The organism is Halomonas sp. SL1, from assembly GCF_003030865.2.
GTDB lineage: Bacteria > Pseudomonadota > Gammaproteobacteria > Pseudomonadales > Halomonadaceae > Halomonas > Halomonas halophila.
In genome coordinates, this window is the sequence record NZ_PYUQ02000019.1 from 169,165 (window position 1) to 184,047 (window position 14,883).

Below are 14,883 nucleotides of genomic sequence, written 5' to 3' on the forward strand. Positions count from 1 at the left end.
CTTACCTTGATGCATCCGGACACAGCGCCGACACCACGGCCTCCATGCCGGCACTGCGCGAGCCCTTGACCAGCACGCTGGCCCCTGGCGGCAGATGTTGGAGGACGTGGCGCGTCAGCGCCTCCCGATCGTCGAAATGACACCCCGCCTCGCCGAAGGCGCGGCTGGCCGGCCGCGCCGCCTCGCCGAGGGTGCCGAGAAAGTCGATGCCAAGCTCGCGCGCGTGATGGCCAACCTCTTCGTGAAGCCGCGCCGAGGCCTCGCCCAGCTCGCCCATGGCGCCCAGCAGGCACCAGTGCGGTCCCGGCAGGCTGGCCAGCAGGTCGAGGGCGGCCTTCACCGCGCCGGGGTTGGCGTTGTAGGTATCGTCGAGCAAGCGCGAGCCATTGACACCCTCCACCGCACTGAGCCGGCCCGGCATCGGCGCGACGGCCTCGAGCCCGGTCAGCACGTCGTCCGGGGCCAGGCCCATGGCCAGCGCCGCGCCCGCCGCCGCCAGGGCATTGGCCACGTTGTGGCGGCCGAGCAGCGCCAGCTGCACGCGCCCCAGTTCGCGATCATCGTGAAACAGCGTGAAAGCATAGCGTCCGAGCGGATCGCAAACCAGTGTCTCGGCGCGCAGACGCGCCGGTCCTTCCACGGCGAAATCCAGCACCTCCCGCGGCGCCGCGAGGCTCGCCCAGCTGGCGAAGTAGCGGTCGTCGCGGTTGAGCACCGCCACCCCGTCGCCAGGAAGCGACGCCAGGATCTCGGCCTTGGCCTGGGCGATGCGCCCGAGGCCGCCGAACTCGCCCACGTGGGCGCCGGTGACGTTGGTGATCACCGCCACCCGGGGTTCGGCCAGGCTCGCCGTCCAGGCGATCTCGCCCAGGTGGTTCGCCCCGAGCTCGACCACCGCCTGGCGGTGCTCGGCGGCCAGCTCGAGCAGCGTCAGCGGCGCGCCGATGTCGTTGTTGAGGTTGCCCCGGGTGGCCAGGGTCTCGCCGCGGCGGGCCAGCAGCGTGGCCAGCATCTGCTTGACCGTGGTCTTGCCGCTGTTGCCGGTCACCGCGACCAGCGGCCCGCCCCAGGCGCGGCGGCGGGCGCGACCCAGCAGGCCCAGGGCCAGGCGAGCGTCGGCCACTTCGAGCTGTGGCAGCGGATCGTCGACGCGACGCTCGACCACCGCGGCCACCGCCCCCGCCTCGCGGGCGGCGGCGATGAAGTCATGGCCATCGAAGCGTTCGCCGGTCAGCGCCACGAACAGCGCCCCCGGGCCCAGGCGGCGGGTGTCGGTGACGATCTCGCCCACCGACAGCTCGGCGCCGACATCGGCGTCGGGCACGTCGAGGCCGAGCACCGCTGCGACCTCGGCCAGGGTCTCGAGACCGACGCCGCTCATGCCTCTCCCTCTCGGCGGGCGGCCAGCGCCGCCTCGGCCTCGGCGAGATCAGAGAAAGCATGGCGGACGCCGTCGATCTCCTGATAGGCCTCGTGGCCCTTGCCGGCGATCAGGATCACATCCTCGGCGGCGGCCTCGCGGATGACGTCGCGGATCGCCCGGGCGCGGCCGTCGACCACCTCGGCGGCCTCGCGGCCGGCCTCGGACAGCCCCTCGAGCATCGCCTCGCGGATCGCCGCCGGCGCCTCGGAGCGGGGATTGTCGTCGGTGATCACCAGCCGGTCGGCGTGGCGCTCGGCGGCGGCGGCCATCAGCGGGCGCTTGCCGGCATCGCGGTCACCGCCGCAGCCGAACAGGCACCACAGCCGGCCGCTGTCGGGCAGATGGGCGCGCAGCGCCTGTAGGGCATTCTCCAGGGCGTCCGGGGTGTGGGCGTAGTCAATTACCACCGTCGGCGCGCCCTCGCCGACCAGCGCCTGCATGCGACCGGGCACCGGCGCGAGCCCGTCGGCGGCCTCGAACAGGTCATCGATCGCCTCCCCCAGGCCGTGCAGCGTGGCGATGGCCAGCAGCACGTTGGTCAGGTTGAAGCGTCCCATCAGCGGCAGCGTCAACACGCGCTCGCCGTCGGGCGTGGCGACCAGCGCGCGCTGGCCTTCGCCATGGGGCACCCAGTCCACCACGCGCAGGGTCACGGCCTCGTCCTCGCCTACCGCCAGCACCCGTACGCCCTCACCCAGCCCGGCCAGCATCAGCCGCGCCAGCGGGTCGTCGGCGTTGACCACCGCCAGCGCGAGCTCGCTGCGACGAAACAGCCGCGCCTTGGCCGCGGCGTAGGCGGCCATGCTGCCGTGATAGTCGAGATGGTCACGACTCAGGTTGGTGAACACCGCGGCGCGGAAGCGGCAGGCATCGAGACGCCGCTGCTCCAGGGCATGGGACGAGACCTCCATGGCCACCCGCTCCAGGCCCGAGCCGGCGAGCTCGCCGAGGGCGGCCTGCAGCGCCAGCGGCCCCGGCGTGGTCAGTCGCCCCTCGACCAGCGCGCCGGGGCGCCCGTGGCCCAGGGTGCCGATCATGCCGGCCGGTCGACCGAGGCGTTCGCTCAGGGCGGCAATGTAGTGAGTCACCGAACTCTTGCCGTTGGTGCCGGTGACGCCGATCAGCTCCAGCGCCTCGGGCACGTCGAAGAGGTCGCGCCCCAGCTCGCCGAGCCGGGTGCGCAGATGTGGCAGTGCCACCACCCGAGGGTCGTCCGGCAGCGTCGAGGCGTCGTCGTCATGGGCCAGCACCAGGGCGGCGCCGGCCTCCAGGGCGGCGGCGATGTAGTCGCGGCCGTCGACGGATACTCCGGGCACGGCGAGGAAGACGTCGCCGGCGGCGAGCTCCCGGCTGTCCAGGATCAGCCGCGGCCGGTCGGGCAGCGCGGGCCCGGCCAGCGCCTCGCGCCGGCGGGGCCAGTGGGCGATCAGGGCCTCGATCAGGCGCTCGGCGGTCACGTCCATGGGCTCTCCTTTCGGTAGACGGTCAGGCGATAGACGGTCGGGCGATGAACGATCGCATGGCGAACGGCGAACGGTGCGGCACTCATGAATCCTCGTCCAGCAGGTCGGGGGGCACGTCCAGCAGCCGCAGGGCGCTGCCGGCCACCCGTGAGAACACCGGTGCCGCCACCGCGCCGCCGTAGAAGGCGTCGCCCCGAGGGTGGTCGATCATCACCACGGTGATCAGGCGCGGATCGGAGACCGGCGCGATGCCCACGAACAGCGAACGGTAGGCGTTCTCCTCGTAGCCACCCCCGCCGCTCTTGCGCACCGTGCCGGTCTTGCCGGCCACGCTGTAGCCCGGCACCAGGGCACGCCGGGCACCGGTGCCCGGCTCCACCACCCGGTCCATCATACCCAGCACGCGGTCGGCGACGTCGGGCTCGATCACCGGCTCGCCGGCCGGCGGCCGATTGAGACGCAACAGCGACGGCGGCAGGCGCTCGCCGTGGTTGGCGATGGCGGTGTAGGCCCCGGCCAGCTGCAGCGCGGACACCGACAGGCCGTAGCCGTAGGACAGCGCCGCCCACTGGCTGCTGGACCAGACCTGAGGCGCCGGCACGCTGCCCCCCGCCTCACCGGGAAAGCCGGTGCCCGGCACCTGATCGAAGCCCAGCGCCCGATAGCGCTCGGGCACCACGGGGTCGTCGAGCTGCAGGGTCAGCTTGGACATGCCGATGTTCGAGGACTTCTCGAGGATGCCGGACAGGCTGAGCTCGCCGTAGTTGGCGACGTCCTTGATGGTGTAACCGTCGATGACCATCCAGCCCGGCGACGTGTCGATCACGGTATCGGGCGGAAACCGACCTGTCTCGAGCAACGCCGACATGGCCAGCGGCTTCATCACCGAGCCGGGCTCGAAGACGTCGACGATGGCGCGGTTGCGCAACCCGCCGGGATCGAGGCCGGCACGATTGTTGGGGTTGTAGGACGGCTGGTTGGCCATGGCCAGCACCTCGCCGGTATCGGCGTCGAGCATCACCAGCACGCCGCCGTCGGCGTCGTTCTCGTCCACCGCCGACTTGAGCTCGCGATAGGCCATGTACTGCAGGCGCTGGTCGATGGCCAGCGTCAGGTCGCCGCCGGGCTCGGCCTCCTGGAGCACCTCCAGGTCGCGGACCAGTCGTCCGCGCCGATCCTTGAGCACCCGGCGACGCCCCGGCTCCCCGGAGAGGTAGGACTGATAGGCGAGCTCCAGCCCCTCCTGCCCCTGATCGTCGATGTTGGTCACGCCGATCAGCTGGGCGATCACCTCACCGGCGGGATAGTAGCGCTTGTACTCGGCCCGCTTGTGCACCCCGGGGATGCGCAGGTCGAGCACCTCCTGGGCGTCCACCGGCGTCATGCGGCGGCGCAGGTACATGAACTCGCGATCGGCATAGCGCTCGATGCGCGCGTTCAGGGCCTCGGGCTCCTGCCCCAGGGCCTGGGCCAGGCGCAGCCGCTGGATGCGATCGTCGGGCAGATCCTGGGGGTTGGCCCACAGCGTCACCACCGGGGTGGAGATCGCCAGTGGCTCGCCGTGGCGATCGGTGATCATGCCGCGGTGGGCGGGAATGGGATCGACGCGCAGGGTCCGGGCATCGCCCTGCCCCTGCAGGAAGGTGCGGTCGAAGACGTGCAGGTCGACGATGCGTCCGGCCAGCAACGCCAGGCCGATCAGCACCAGCCCCAGCATCACCCGGTAGCGGGCCTGCCCCATGGGCGACGGGGCATGGCGCGTCTTGCCGCGACGAGGCGTGGCACTCATGGCCGGATGACCTCGACTTCGTCGATGCCGGGCAGGCGCATCTCGAGCCGGTCGCTGGCCAGCCGCTCGATGCGCGACGGCGAGGACCAGGCGCTCTCCTCGAGCAGCAGCTGGCTCCACTCGGTCTGCAGCTGCTGGTGCTCACGCTCGAGCGACTGCAGCTGCGCGTATTGCACCCGGGTCTGATGGCTGGTGGCGATCACGGCCAGGGCCGCGACCAGGCAGGCCGCCAGCAGCACGGCATTGAGCGCCAGCCCCAGGGTCGGGCGCAGGCGCAGCGGCCAGGCGAAGGAAGAGGGAGTGGCGTCGCGTCCTTGAGCCATGCCGTACCTCAGTATCGCTTGCGCGCCACGCGCATCACCGCACTGCGGGCGCGGGGGTTGGCCTCGACCTCCTCCGGCCCCGGACGGCGCGCCTTGCCGACGGACTCCAGGCGCCGCTGAATCTGGTCGTCGCGCAGCGGGATGCCCTTGGGCAGATGAGTGTCGCCGCGCACGTGATCCCGGATGAAGCGCTTGACCCGGCGATCCTCCAGAGAATGGAAGCTGATCACCACCAGGTGCCCGCCGGGGGCCAGCGTCTCGAGGGCGGCCTCGAGGGCGGCATCGAGCTGGTCGAGCTCGCCGTTGACCTGGATGCGCAGCGCCTGGAAGGCGCGGGTGGCCGGGTGCTTGCCCTTCTCCCAGGCGGGATGGGCGACCTTGATCACCTCGGCCAGGTCGCCGGTGCGGGTGAAGGGCGTCTCGACGCGGCGGGCCACGATCGCCTTGGCCAGCCGACGGGCGAAGCGCTCCTCGCCGAAGGTCTTGAACACCCGGGCGATCTCGCCCTCGGCGGCATGGGCCAGCCAGTCCGCGGCGCTCTCGCCACGGGTCGGGTCCATGCGCATGTCGAGCGGGCCGTCACGCAGGAAACTGAAGCCCCGCTCCGGATCGTCGAGCTGGGGCGAGGAGACGCCGACGTCGAGCAGAACGCCGGACAGCCGGCCGTGCAGGCCGCGCGCCTCGGCGAACTCGCCCAGGCGGGCGAACTCGCCCTGGTCGATGGCGAAGCGCTCGTCGTCGATGCTCGCCGCCTCGGCGATGGCCTGGGGATCGCGGTCGATGGCCAGCAGCCGTCCCTCGGGAGCGAGCCGCTCGAGGATCGCCCGGGAGTGGCCGCCGCGGCCGAAGGTGCCGTCCAGGTAATGGCCCGCCGGATCATGAATCAGGGCGTCGACCGCCCCGTCGAGCAGCACGCTGGCATGGCGAAAGCCGCGGGGGGCGTGTTCGGGGGCGGATGACGTCATGCGCTTCTCTTGGCGGCTGGTCTTGCAAATGGCGGGGCGCCGCCGGACGGCGGCGCGCAAAGAATTCGTGGGGAGTCGGCCGATAAGCCGGGTTCTGTCGGGGACAGCCATTCCTCTAGGGGCGACGTCACCGTCGCCCTCAAGCAACCTACCCGAACCCAACGCGGGCCACGCCAACGGGTTCCTATTTGGTCTTGCTCCGAGTGGGGTTTACCGTGCCACGCACTGTTACCAGGCGCGCGGTGCGCTCTTACCGCACCCTTTCACCCTTACCGGCCTCCCGAAGGAGACGTAGGCGGTCTGCTCTCTGCTGCACTTTCCGTCGGCTCGCGCCGCCCAGGCGTTACCTGGCACTCTGCCCTGTGGAGCCCGGACTTTCCTCCCCCGGATCGCTCCGGCGGCGGCTGTCTGGCCAACTCCCGCGGCAAGCATACCAGCGCCCCGCCACCCCCTCAATCCCCGTCCTTGAGCGCCTGCGCCCTGGCGTACCACTGTTTCTTGGCGCCTCCCAGGGTCCGGGCGGTCACTGCCGCGGCCTGCTTGACCCCCACGCCCTCGGCGAGCATGGCGGAAAGCAGCGCATCGGCATCGACGCTGGCGGCCTCGTCGGCCGACTTCGGCGCGGCGCCGGCCACCATCACCACGAACTCGCCGCGGGCCTGGTCAGGGTCGTCCGCCATCCGCGCCAGCAGGGCCTCGGGGGTGCCCTCGAGAAAGGTCTCGAAGGTCTTGGTCAGCTCACGGGCGAGCACCACCTGACGCTCGCCGAGCACCGTACCGAGATCGGCCAGAGTGTCACGGATGCGATGCGGCGACTCGTAGAACACCAGGGTCTCCTCGCGCTCGGCCAGCGCCTCGAGCCGTCCTCGCCGGGTGCCGCCCTTGGCCGGCAGGAAGCCCTGGAACAGGAAACGATCGGTGGGCAGGCCCGCCGCCGAGAGCGCCGCCACCAGGGCGCACGCGCCGGGTACCGGTACGATGCGGCGCCCGCGGGCGCGCAGCTCGCGCACCAGCACGAAGCCGGGATCGCTGATCAGGGGCGTGCCGGCATCGCTGACCAGCGCCACGGCCTCCCCGGCGGCCAGCCGGGCGTCGATCTGCTCGACCCGAGCGGCCTCGTTGTGCTCGTGCAGCGACAGCAGCGGCGGCGCCACGCCCAGGTGGCGCAGCAGGCGCGAGGTGTGCCGGGTATCCTCGGCGGCCACCAGCTCGACCTCGCCCAGCAGCCGTGCGGCGCGGGGGGCAAGGTCGTCCAGATTCCCAATCGGCGTGGCGACCACGTACAATACCCCTGTAATGGCGTCTGTCATTTCGGCTCCCGGGAAGCTCTCCGCACGTGAGGACAAGGAAGGATTCATGAAGATTTCGTCTCGCGGCCCGCTGGCCGCCGCCTTCGTGGCAATGTGGCTGGCCGGCTGTGCCTTCCAGCCCGGCATCACCGAACGGCAGCCCGTCGGCGATCCGAACCAGCTGCTGGCCCAGGCCGAACAGCAGGCCCCCGAACAGGCCGCCAAGTCGCGGCTTCGGGCGGCCGATATCCTAGCACGCCAGGGCAGCCGCCCCCAGGCGCTGGAAATCGTCAAGGACATCGACGACAGCCGGCTGCCCCCCGAGGATCGCGGACGCTGGGCGATGCTGCTGTCCGACCTCGGCGAGACCGAGGGAGACCCCTCCGCGGTGATCCAGGCCGCCCAGCAGCTCGACGAGCTGCAGCTGCCTCGCGACCAGGCCGCGCTGCTGCGCGAACGCCAGGCCCGCGCCCTCGGCCAGATCGGCGAGACCCGCGCCGCCGCCCAGACGCTGCTTCGCCTGCAGGCCGATACCGGTCGCATCGATCTCAACGACCCGATCTGGGAGCAGCTCTCGCGCCTGACGCCCGGCGCCATCGACGAGCTGCGTGACGGCGCCAGCGACCCGACCCGGGCCTGGCTCGATCTCGCCGAGCTGGTGCGCACCAGCGGCGGCGACATCGAACGCCTGTTCGCCCGCCTCGACGACTGGCGCGGTCGCTATCCGGATCATCCCGCAGCCCGGCAGCTGCCCGCCGACATCCTGGCGCTGCGCGACCTGCGCGGCCAGGACGTGCGCCACATCGCCGTCTTCCTGCCCGAATCCGGCCCGCTGGCCGGGGTCGCCGACGCCCTCGAGGAAGGCCTGCGCGCCCACCACATGAACGAGGTGAACGGCGGCGGCCGCGGCATCCAGCTGACCTTCATCGATTCCTCCGGCGGCAACTTCGACGCCCTCTATCAGGAGGCCCGTCAGCGCGGCGCCCAGGTGGTCATCGGGCCGCTGGACAAGGATGCCGTCACCGCCCTGGAGCGCCGCGACCGGGTGCCGATGCCGACGCTGGCCCTCAATTACGGCGAGGACGAGCGCAACAGCGCCGAAGGGCTCTTCCAGTACGGCCTCTCGGCCGAGGACGAGGCTCGCTCGGTGGCGGCTCGCGGCCGCCAGGACGGCCATCGCAGCGCCTCGCTGCTGGTACCGGACAACGCCTGGGGACGCCGGGTCGGCGAGGCGTTCGCCGACGCCTGGCGCGATCGCGACGGCCGGATCGCCAACGCCGTACGCTACAACCCCGGCCGGCCGGCCACCGAGAGCACGCGCCGCGCGCTGGGCTCGAGCCGCCCCGACATGCTGTTCCTGCTGGCCCTGCCCGACTACGCTCGCCAGGTGCCACCGACCATCGACTACTACGCCTACAAGCAGGAGCTGTCGGTCTACGCCACTTCGCACCTCTACGAGGGGCGCCCGCAGCCGCGCCTGGACAAGGACCTGAATGGCGTGATGTTCCTCGACATCCCCTGGCAGATTCCCGACGCCGCCGTGGGCGGCGAAGAGGCCCTGCCCTTCCTCGACAGCTATCGCCAGCTGCGCGAGGAGTCCGACCCCAACATGTTCCGCCTGATGGCCATGGGCGTGGACGCCTACGAGCTGGCCCGGCGTCTGCCCCAGTTCCAGGCCATCCCCGGCAGCGAGCTGTTCGGCGCCACCGGCACCCTGAGCGCCGACCAGGACGGCCGCATCCACCGCGAGCTGCCCTGGGCCCGCTTCGAGGACGGCGTGCCCCAGCCGGCGCTGGACATGAGCCACTTCACCGATGACGCATCCCGCTGACGCCCGCGCCCGCGGCGCTCGCATCGAGCGCCTCGCCGCGGACTGGCTGGCGGCCCGCGGCCTCGCCCTCGTGGCCGCCAACCAACACGCCCGGGGCGGCGAGATCGACCTGGTGATGCGCGACGGCGATGTGCTGGTATTCGTCGAGGTTCGCCACCGCCGCGACACCCGCCACGGCCATCCGCTCGAGACCGTCAACGCCACCAAGCAGCGCCGCCTGATCCAGGCGGCGCGTTTTTATCTGCAACGCAACCGGCTATCATGTGCCTGCCGCTTCGATGTGCTGGCCGCCACCGGCACGCCGCCGGACCTCGATTTCACCTGGGTCCGAAACGCCTTCGAAGCGTTCTGATCGCCCAAGGACCAGGAAGCCACGATGGATTTCCAGAACCGCATTCTCGGACACTTCAACGCCAGCATCGACACCAAGACCTACGCCAGCGAGGTGCTGCCGCCCTTCATCGAGGTCGCCAGCCAGATGATGGTCCAGGCCCTGGTCAACGAAGGGAAGATCCTGGCCTGTGGCAACGGCGGCAGCGCCGGCGACAGCCAACACTTCTCGTCCGAGCTGCTCAACCGCTTCGAGCGCGAGCGCCCCAGCCTGCCGGCCCTGGCGCTGACCACCGACACCTCGACGCTGACCTCGATCGCCAACGACTACAGCTACAACGAGGTGTATTCCAAGCAGATTCGTGCCCTGGGCCAGCCCGGCGACGTGCTGCTGGCGATTTCCACCAGCGGCAATTCCGGCAACGTGGTACAGGCCATCCAGGCCGCCCACGACCGCGAGATGACCGTGGTCGCCCTGACCGGCCGCGACGGCGGCAACATGGCCTCGCTGCTCGGCCAGGACGACTGCGAGATCCGCGTGCCGGCCACCTCGACCGCCCGCATCCAGGAGGTTCACCTGCTGGTGATCCACTGCCTGTGCGACCTCATCGACGAACAACTCTTCGGCGCAAGCGAGTGATGCCCATGATCGACAAGTCCCGCCTCCTGGGCCTTTCCCTGGCCCTGCTGCTGGCCCTGTCCGGCTGCACCACCATGACCGCGGCCACCACCTCCGGCCCCATCAACGAGAACTACAGCGAGCGTACCGTCGGCACCAAGGTCGAGGACGACAGCATCGAGACCAAGGTCGCCCACAACCTCGGCACCACCGACGCCCGCCTTGGCGACGCCCGCATCAACGTCGACAGCTACAACGGCGTGGTGCTGCTCACCGGCCAGGTACCGAGCCAGGAACTCAAGAACATGGCCGAGCGCATCGCCGGCGAGGTGCGCAACGTGCGCCGCGTCCACAACCAGCTGAGCGTGGCCGCCAACCTGCCGACCAGCCAGCGTCTCACCGACACCTGGCTCAAGACCCGCATCCGCACCGCGCTGGTCGCCAACGAGGCCATCGACTCCAGCAAGCTGCGCATCGTCACCGAGAACGACAGCGTCTTCCTGATGGGCATCGTGCGCCGCCAGGAGGCCGAGCGCATCGTCGCCGCGGTCCGCAACGTCGGCGGCATGCAGCGCATCGTCAAGGTCTTCGACTACCTCGACTGACGCCCTCGCGCCCCGCCATCCGGCGGCACGGAGCGAAGAACGGCAGGCCCGAGGGCCTGCCGTTCTTCTGTCAGGTTCCGCGCATGGCGGCGGGAACGACGCGCTACTTGACCACGCGCAGCGAGGGACGCCCCTTCTTCGGCGCCTGCTCCGGCTCGCCGCCGGCATCGCCATCGTCGCTGTCGACGCTGGACAGCCCCGGCGCCTCGTCCTCCGACGCCTCCTCGACCACGTCATTGGCATCATCGGCCGGCATCACCGGCTCATGACCGAACACCATGCCGACGCCGTTCTCGCGGGCATAGATCGCGATCAGCGCCTCGATCGGCACCATGATCTGGGTCGGCTTGCCGCCGAAGCGTGCCGAGAAGGCGATGGCCTCGTTGGTCATCGACAGGTCGCGGATCGCGCTGACGCCGAGGTTGAGCACGATCTGGCCGTTCTGCACGAACTGGCGCGGCACCTCGACGCCCGCCTGCTCGGCATCGACCACGATGTAGGGCGTCAGCTCGTTGTCCAGCAGCCACTCGTACAGGGCCCGCGCGATATAGGGACGACTCGATTGCATCGATTGGCCCTCCAGAAAAGCGGCCCCGGCGCGACGCCGGGGCGTGAAAGAACGATCAGGGACGCATCTCGCGCTCGGCTTCGCTCAGCGAGGCCCGGAAGCCGTCGCGATCGAAGACGCGCTCCATGTAGCCCATCAGCGGCTTGATCTGCTTCTCCGGCATCTCGATGCCGAGCGCCGGCAGACGCCACAGGATCGGTGCCAGGCAGCAGTCCACCAGGGTGAACTCCTCGCTCATGAAGAACGGCATGTCCTCGAAGATCGGCGAGATGCCGACCAGGCTCTCGCGCAACTCCTTGCGCGCCTTCTCGGCTTCCTTCTTGGTGCCGTTCTGGATCTGCTCGACCAGCGGGCACCACTCGCGCTCGATGCGATGCATCCACAGCCGGCTCTGGGCCCGGGCGACCGGATAGACCGGCAGCAGCGGCGGATGCGGGAACCGCTCGTCGAGGTACTCCATCATCACCTTGGACTCGTAGAGCACCAGGTCCCGGTCAAGCAGCGTGGGCACGCTGTTGTAGGGGTTGAGATCGGCGAGCTCCTCGGGGTGGCTCTCCTCGGTGACCTCGACGATATCCACCGCCACCCCTTTCTCGGCGAGCACGATACGTACCCGATGACTGTAATGATCATCGCCCCCGGAATAGAAGATCATCGACGACCGCTTGGCCACTACACCCATGAAACAATCCTCGCATCAGTTCGTGGCGGGATGATAACACGACGCACCCCATCTCGGGGCGTCGTGTGGCGTCCCGCTATCGCCACGGCACACGACGCGGGCGCATGGCCGAAGCCATGCGCCCGCGCGGCCGGATTCGTCAGTGAATGTCGCGCCAGTACTCGCGCTTGAGCAGATAGGCAATGATGCCGAAGACGAAGATGAAGATCAGCACCTTGGGCGCCAGCGCCTCGGCCTTGAGCCGCGACGGCTCGCCGACATAGGCCAGGAAGTTGGTCAGGTCATAGACCGCCTCCTCGAACTCGCCGGGCTCCATGGCGCCGGGCTGGGTCACCTGCAGCACCTCACAGGACTGATACTTGCCGGTCAGCGGATCAAGCTCGGCCCCCTCGACGGGATGCTCGCTGGCGGCGCAGACCTTCTCCTGCACGCCCTGCAGCGGCTCGAGCACGTTGGGCATCGCCACCAGCGGAAAGACCTGGTTGTTGACGCCGGTGGGCCGTGACGGATCGCGATAGAAGCCGAGCAGATAGGAGTAGATCCAGTCGGTGCCGCGCAGCCGCGCCTCCAGGGTCAGATCCGGCGGCGCCGCGCCGAACCAGTCCTCGCCATCCTCCGCCGACATCGCATTGTGCATCTGGTCGTTGAAGCCCACCGACTCGGCGAAGATCAGGTTGTCCTCCACCAGCCCCTGAGGCATGCCCAGATCCTCCGCCGCGCGGGAGAAGCGCTGATACTGCAGGGAGTGACACCCCATGCAGTAGTTGACGAACAGCTTCATGCCACGCTGCAGCGATGCTCGATCGTGCAGGTCGGGGGTCATCTCCTGCAGATGGGCGCCACCTCCGGCGGCGAACCCGAGCATCGGAAGCAGGGCCAGGATCAGAGCCAGCAGTCCCTTTTTCATCAGCCAGTCACCCTTTCCGGAACGGGTTTGGTCTTCTCCCAGCGGCTGTAGAACGGCATCAGCAGGAAGAAGGCGAAGTAGAGCACGGTACACAGCTGGGCCAGCGCCGTGCGCGCAGCGGTCGGCGGCAGCACCCCGAGCACCCCGAGCACGATGAAGCTCACCGCGAACAGCGCCAGCATCAGCTTCGAGATCCAGCCCTTGTAGCGAATCGAACGCACCGGGCTGCGGTCCAGCCAGGGCAGCACGAACAGCACCGCGATGGCCGCGCCCATGCACACCACGCCGAGGAACTTGGCGTCGAGGCCGAACAGCGAGAAATTGATCGCGCGCAGGATTGCGTAGAAGGGCGTGAAGTACCACACCGGCGCGATGTGATCCGGCGTCTTCAACGGATTCGCCGGCTCGAAGTTCGGCTTCTCGAGGAAGTACCCGCCGCCTTCCGGGAAGTAGAAGATCACCGCACAGAACACGAACAGGAAGACCGCCACGCCGACGATGTCCTTGACGGTGTAGTAGGGATGAAAGGGAATCCCGTCCAGCGGCTTGCCGCTCTCGTCCTTCTTGGCCTTGATGTCGATGCCGTCGGGATTGTTCGAGCCGACCTCGTGCAGGGCGATGATGTGCAGCACCACCAGCGCCAGGATCACGATCGGCAGCGCCACCACGTGCAGGGCGAAGAAGCGGTTCAGGGTGATGCCGGAGATCAGGTAGTCGCCGCGTACCCACTGGGCCAGGTCCGGCCCGATGGCAGGAATGGCCGAGAACAGCGAGATGATCACCTGGGCGCCCCAGTAGGACATCTGCCCCCAGGGCAACAGGTAGCCCATGAAGGCCTCGGCCATCAGCGCCAGGTAGATCGCCATGCCGAAGATCCACACCAGCTCCCGGGGCGCCTTGTAGGAGCCGTAGAGCAGGCCGCGGAACATGTGCAGGTAGACCACGACGAAGAACGCCGAGGCGCCGGTGGAGTGCATGTAGCGGATCAGCCAGCCCCACTCCACGTCGCGCATGATGTATTCCACCGAGGCAAAGGCGCCCTCGGCGGAAGGATTGAAGCTCATGGTCAACCAGACGCCGGTGAGGATCTGGTTGACCAGCACCAGCAGCGCCAGCGAGCCGAAGAAGTACCAGAAGTTGAAGTTCTTCGGCGCGTAGTACTTCGACAGGTGCTCCTGCCACATCTGGGTGGCGGGAAAGCGATCGTCGACCCAGCGCATGACGCCGCGCTCCGCCTTGGGCTTATCGGGGTTCGCCATCAGGCCGTCTCCTCATCCTCACCGACGACGATGACGTCGTCACTCTCGAAGCGATACGGGGGCACCTCCAGATTCAGCGGTGCCGGCACGTTGGCGAATACGCGACCCGCCAGATCGAAGCGCGACCCGTGACAGGGGCAGAAGAAACCGCCCGGCCAGTCGGCGACGCCGACATCGTCGGCCCCGGGGTCCGGCTTGAACAGCGGCGAGCAGCCCAGATGGGTGCAGATACCGACCAGCACCCCGATCTCGGGGCGAATGGACCGCATCGTGCCATCGGCATAGCCGGGTTGCTGGGGCTCCTCGGAGCCGGGGTCGGCCAGCAGATCACCGCCGAGCGCCTCGGTGCGCTCGATCATTTCGGGCGTCCGGTAGAGCACCCACACCGGGCGCCCACGCCATTCGACGGTCATGCGCTGACCGGGCTCGAGCTTGGAGATATCCGCCTTGACCGGCGCACCGGCGGCACGCGCCCGGGCACTCGGTTGCCAGGAGGACAAGAAGGGAACCGCGACCCCGACCGCGCCCGCCGCACCCACGACGGAGGTAGCGCCCACGAGGAAACGGCGTCGCCCCTTGTTCACGCCGCTGTCTGCCATTGTTGGTATTCTCCCATCAGCGATTTGCCCGCCATTGCTGCGCGAGCCACCAGAGCCGCGACCACAGGGGGTGAGGAATGCTAACCATGGTAGGTAAAGGGGCCACCCTTCACAACACGCCGCGGCCGACCGGCAGCGGCAAGACGCCAATCTCTTGACCTCGCACAAAAAAAACGCCCGGGTCCTGAGTGAACTGACCCCCAATCGTTGGACGGTTGGTTCTCTTAACCG

At 69.3% G+C, this 14,883-nt stretch carries 15 protein-coding genes and 1 other RNA gene; 4 read left to right on the forward strand and 12 right to left on the reverse strand.

Going from position 1 to position 14,883, the window contains the following annotated elements; translation table 11 throughout:
• Position 1: 1 nt before the first annotated feature.
• The 7 genes from murF to rsmI form a co-directional block, all read right to left on the reverse strand.
• Positions 2 to 1,381, reverse strand: coding sequence for a UDP-N-acetylmuramoyl-tripeptide--D-alanyl-D-alanine ligase (gene murF / locus C9J49_RS13385; RefSeq protein ID WP_046079752.1), 1,380 nt, complete (start codon positions 1,379 to 1,381; stop codon positions 2 to 4).
• Entirely contained in the window at positions 1,378 to 2,886 is a 1,509-nt protein-coding gene (locus C9J49_RS13390; protein WP_107182404.1) for a UDP-N-acetylmuramoyl-L-alanyl-D-glutamate--2,6-diaminopimelate ligase, read from the reverse strand. The genes murF and C9J49_RS13390 overlap by 4 nt, the downstream gene beginning before the upstream one ends.
• Before the next feature lie 82 nt (positions 2,887 to 2,968).
• Entirely contained in the window at positions 2,969 to 4,675 is a 1,707-nt protein-coding gene (locus C9J49_RS13395; RefSeq protein WP_107182405.1) for a penicillin-binding protein 2, read from the reverse strand.
• A complete protein-coding gene (ftsL, locus tag C9J49_RS13400) occupies positions 4,672 to 4,998 on the reverse strand; it encodes a cell division protein FtsL (RefSeq protein ID WP_107182406.1) in 327 nt (108 codons plus the stop codon). The genes C9J49_RS13395 and ftsL overlap by 4 nt, the downstream gene beginning before the upstream one ends.
• 8 nt (positions 4,999 to 5,006) lie before the next feature.
• Positions 5,007 to 5,963, reverse strand: coding sequence for a 16S rRNA (cytosine(1402)-N(4))-methyltransferase RsmH (rsmH, locus tag C9J49_RS13405; RefSeq protein WP_107182407.1), 957 nt, complete (start codon positions 5,961 to 5,963; stop codon positions 5,007 to 5,009).
• Between the two features lie 67 nt (positions 5,964 to 6,030).
• Positions 6,031 to 6,383: RNase P RNA component class A (gene rnpB, locus C9J49_RS13410), an RNA gene on the reverse strand.
• A 32-nt stretch (positions 6,384 to 6,415) separates the two neighbouring features.
• Positions 6,416 to 7,273, reverse strand: a complete 858-nt coding sequence (gene rsmI, locus C9J49_RS13415; protein ID WP_107182408.1) for a 16S rRNA (cytidine(1402)-2'-O)-methyltransferase — start codon at positions 7,271 to 7,273, stop codon at positions 6,416 to 6,418.
• A 46-nt stretch (positions 7,274 to 7,319) separates the two neighbouring features.
• On the opposite strand from rsmI, the gene C9J49_RS13420 reads away from it, so the two are divergent.
• Genes C9J49_RS13420 through C9J49_RS13435 form a run of 4 tightly spaced genes read left to right on the forward strand, consistent with a single transcriptional unit; the run spans position 7,320 to position 10,637 of the window.
• Positions 7,320 to 9,083: a penicillin-binding protein activator gene (locus C9J49_RS13420; protein WP_107182409.1), complete on the forward strand. Its 1,764-nt coding sequence runs from the start codon at positions 7,320 to 7,322 to the stop codon at positions 9,081 to 9,083.
• Positions 9,067 to 9,435: a YraN family protein gene (locus C9J49_RS13425; protein ID WP_046079760.1), complete on the forward strand. Its 369-nt coding sequence runs from the start codon at positions 9,067 to 9,069 to the stop codon at positions 9,433 to 9,435. The genes C9J49_RS13420 and C9J49_RS13425 overlap by 17 nt, the downstream gene beginning before the upstream one ends.
• A 24-nt stretch (positions 9,436 to 9,459) precedes the next feature.
• On the forward strand, positions 9,460 to 10,053 hold the full coding sequence (locus tag C9J49_RS13430) for a phosphoheptose isomerase (protein WP_016854401.1): 594 nt from the start codon (positions 9,460 to 9,462) through the stop codon (positions 10,051 to 10,053).
• A 5-nt stretch (positions 10,054 to 10,058) separates the two neighbouring features.
• Complete coding sequence (locus C9J49_RS13435; RefSeq protein ID WP_035592448.1) at positions 10,059 to 10,637, forward strand: BON domain-containing protein; 579 nt, start codon at positions 10,059 to 10,061, stop codon at positions 10,635 to 10,637.
• Positions 10,638 to 10,740: 103 nt separating this feature from the next.
• Here C9J49_RS13435 and C9J49_RS13440 read toward each other — a convergent pair whose 3' ends face one another.
• From C9J49_RS13440 to petA, 5 genes are all read right to left on the reverse strand, one after another.
• Positions 10,741 to 11,205 carry a ClpXP protease specificity-enhancing factor gene (locus C9J49_RS13440; protein WP_107182410.1) on the reverse strand — a complete coding sequence of 155 codons (465 nt, stop codon included), beginning with the start codon at positions 11,203 to 11,205 and terminating at the stop codon, positions 10,741 to 10,743.
• Between the two features lie 55 nt (positions 11,206 to 11,260).
• A complete protein-coding gene (gene sspA, locus C9J49_RS13445; RefSeq protein ID WP_035592439.1) occupies positions 11,261 to 11,887 on the reverse strand; it encodes a stringent starvation protein SspA in 627 nt (208 codons plus the stop codon).
• Between the two features lie 139 nt (positions 11,888 to 12,026).
• On the reverse strand, positions 12,027 to 12,794 hold the full coding sequence (locus tag C9J49_RS13450; RefSeq protein WP_107182411.1) for a cytochrome c1: 768 nt from the start codon (positions 12,792 to 12,794) through the stop codon (positions 12,027 to 12,029).
• Positions 12,794 to 14,053: a cytochrome bc complex cytochrome b subunit gene (locus tag C9J49_RS13455; RefSeq protein WP_035592434.1), complete on the reverse strand. Its 1,260-nt coding sequence runs from the start codon at positions 14,051 to 14,053 to the stop codon at positions 12,794 to 12,796. The genes C9J49_RS13450 and C9J49_RS13455 overlap by 1 nt, the downstream gene beginning before the upstream one ends.
• Positions 14,053 to 14,652, reverse strand: a complete 600-nt coding sequence (petA, locus tag C9J49_RS13460; protein ID WP_046079764.1) for a ubiquinol-cytochrome c reductase iron-sulfur subunit — start codon at positions 14,650 to 14,652, stop codon at positions 14,053 to 14,055. The genes C9J49_RS13455 and petA overlap by 1 nt, the downstream gene beginning before the upstream one ends.
• Between the last annotated feature and the right edge of the window lie 231 nt (positions 14,653 to 14,883).

What these genes read in the sequence shown, in the direction of transcription:
- rsmI (WP_107182408.1), bottom strand. Translation starts at nt 7,273, where the DNA reads ATGACAGACGCCATTACAGGGGTATTGTACGTGGTCGCCACGCCGATT.
- C9J49_RS13430 (WP_016854401.1), top strand. Translation starts at nt 9,460, where the DNA reads ATGGATTTCCAGAACCGCATTCTCGGACACTTCAACGCCAGCATCGAC.
- C9J49_RS13420 (WP_107182409.1), top strand. Translation starts at nt 7,320, where the DNA reads ATGAAGATTTCGTCTCGCGGCCCGCTGGCCGCCGCCTTCGTGGCAATG.
- sspA (WP_035592439.1), bottom strand. Translation starts at nt 11,887, where the DNA reads ATGGGTGTAGTGGCCAAGCGGTCGTCGATGATCTTCTATTCCGGGGGC.
- murF (WP_046079752.1), bottom strand. Translation starts at nt 1,381, where the DNA reads ATGAGCGGCGTCGGTCTCGAGACCCTGGCCGAGGTCGCAGCGGTGCTC.
- C9J49_RS13450 (WP_107182411.1), bottom strand. Translation starts at nt 12,794, where the DNA reads ATGAAAAAGGGACTGCTGGCTCTGATCCTGGCCCTGCTTCCGATGCTC.
- C9J49_RS13440 (WP_107182410.1), bottom strand. Translation starts at nt 11,205, where the DNA reads ATGCAATCGAGTCGTCCCTATATCGCGCGGGCCCTGTACGAGTGGCTG.
- petA (WP_046079764.1), bottom strand. Translation starts at nt 14,652, where the DNA reads ATGGCAGACAGCGGCGTGAACAAGGGGCGACGCCGTTTCCTCGTGGGC.
- C9J49_RS13395 (WP_107182405.1), bottom strand. Translation starts at nt 4,675, where the DNA reads ATGAGTGCCACGCCTCGTCGCGGCAAGACGCGCCATGCCCCGTCGCCC.
- C9J49_RS13455 (WP_035592434.1), bottom strand. Translation starts at nt 14,053, where the DNA reads ATGGCGAACCCCGATAAGCCCAAGGCGGAGCGCGGCGTCATGCGCTGG.
- ftsL (WP_107182406.1), bottom strand. Translation starts at nt 4,998, where the DNA reads ATGGCTCAAGGACGCGACGCCACTCCCTCTTCCTTCGCCTGGCCGCTG.
- C9J49_RS13435 (WP_035592448.1), top strand. Translation starts at nt 10,059, where the DNA reads ATGATCGACAAGTCCCGCCTCCTGGGCCTTTCCCTGGCCCTGCTGCTG.
- C9J49_RS13390 (WP_107182404.1), bottom strand. Translation starts at nt 2,886, where the DNA reads ATGGACGTGACCGCCGAGCGCCTGATCGAGGCCCTGATCGCCCACTGG.
- rsmH (WP_107182407.1), bottom strand. Translation starts at nt 5,963, where the DNA reads ATGACGTCATCCGCCCCCGAACACGCCCCCCGCGGCTTTCGCCATGCC.
- C9J49_RS13425 (WP_046079760.1), top strand. Translation starts at nt 9,067, where the DNA reads ATGACGCATCCCGCTGACGCCCGCGCCCGCGGCGCTCGCATCGAGCGC.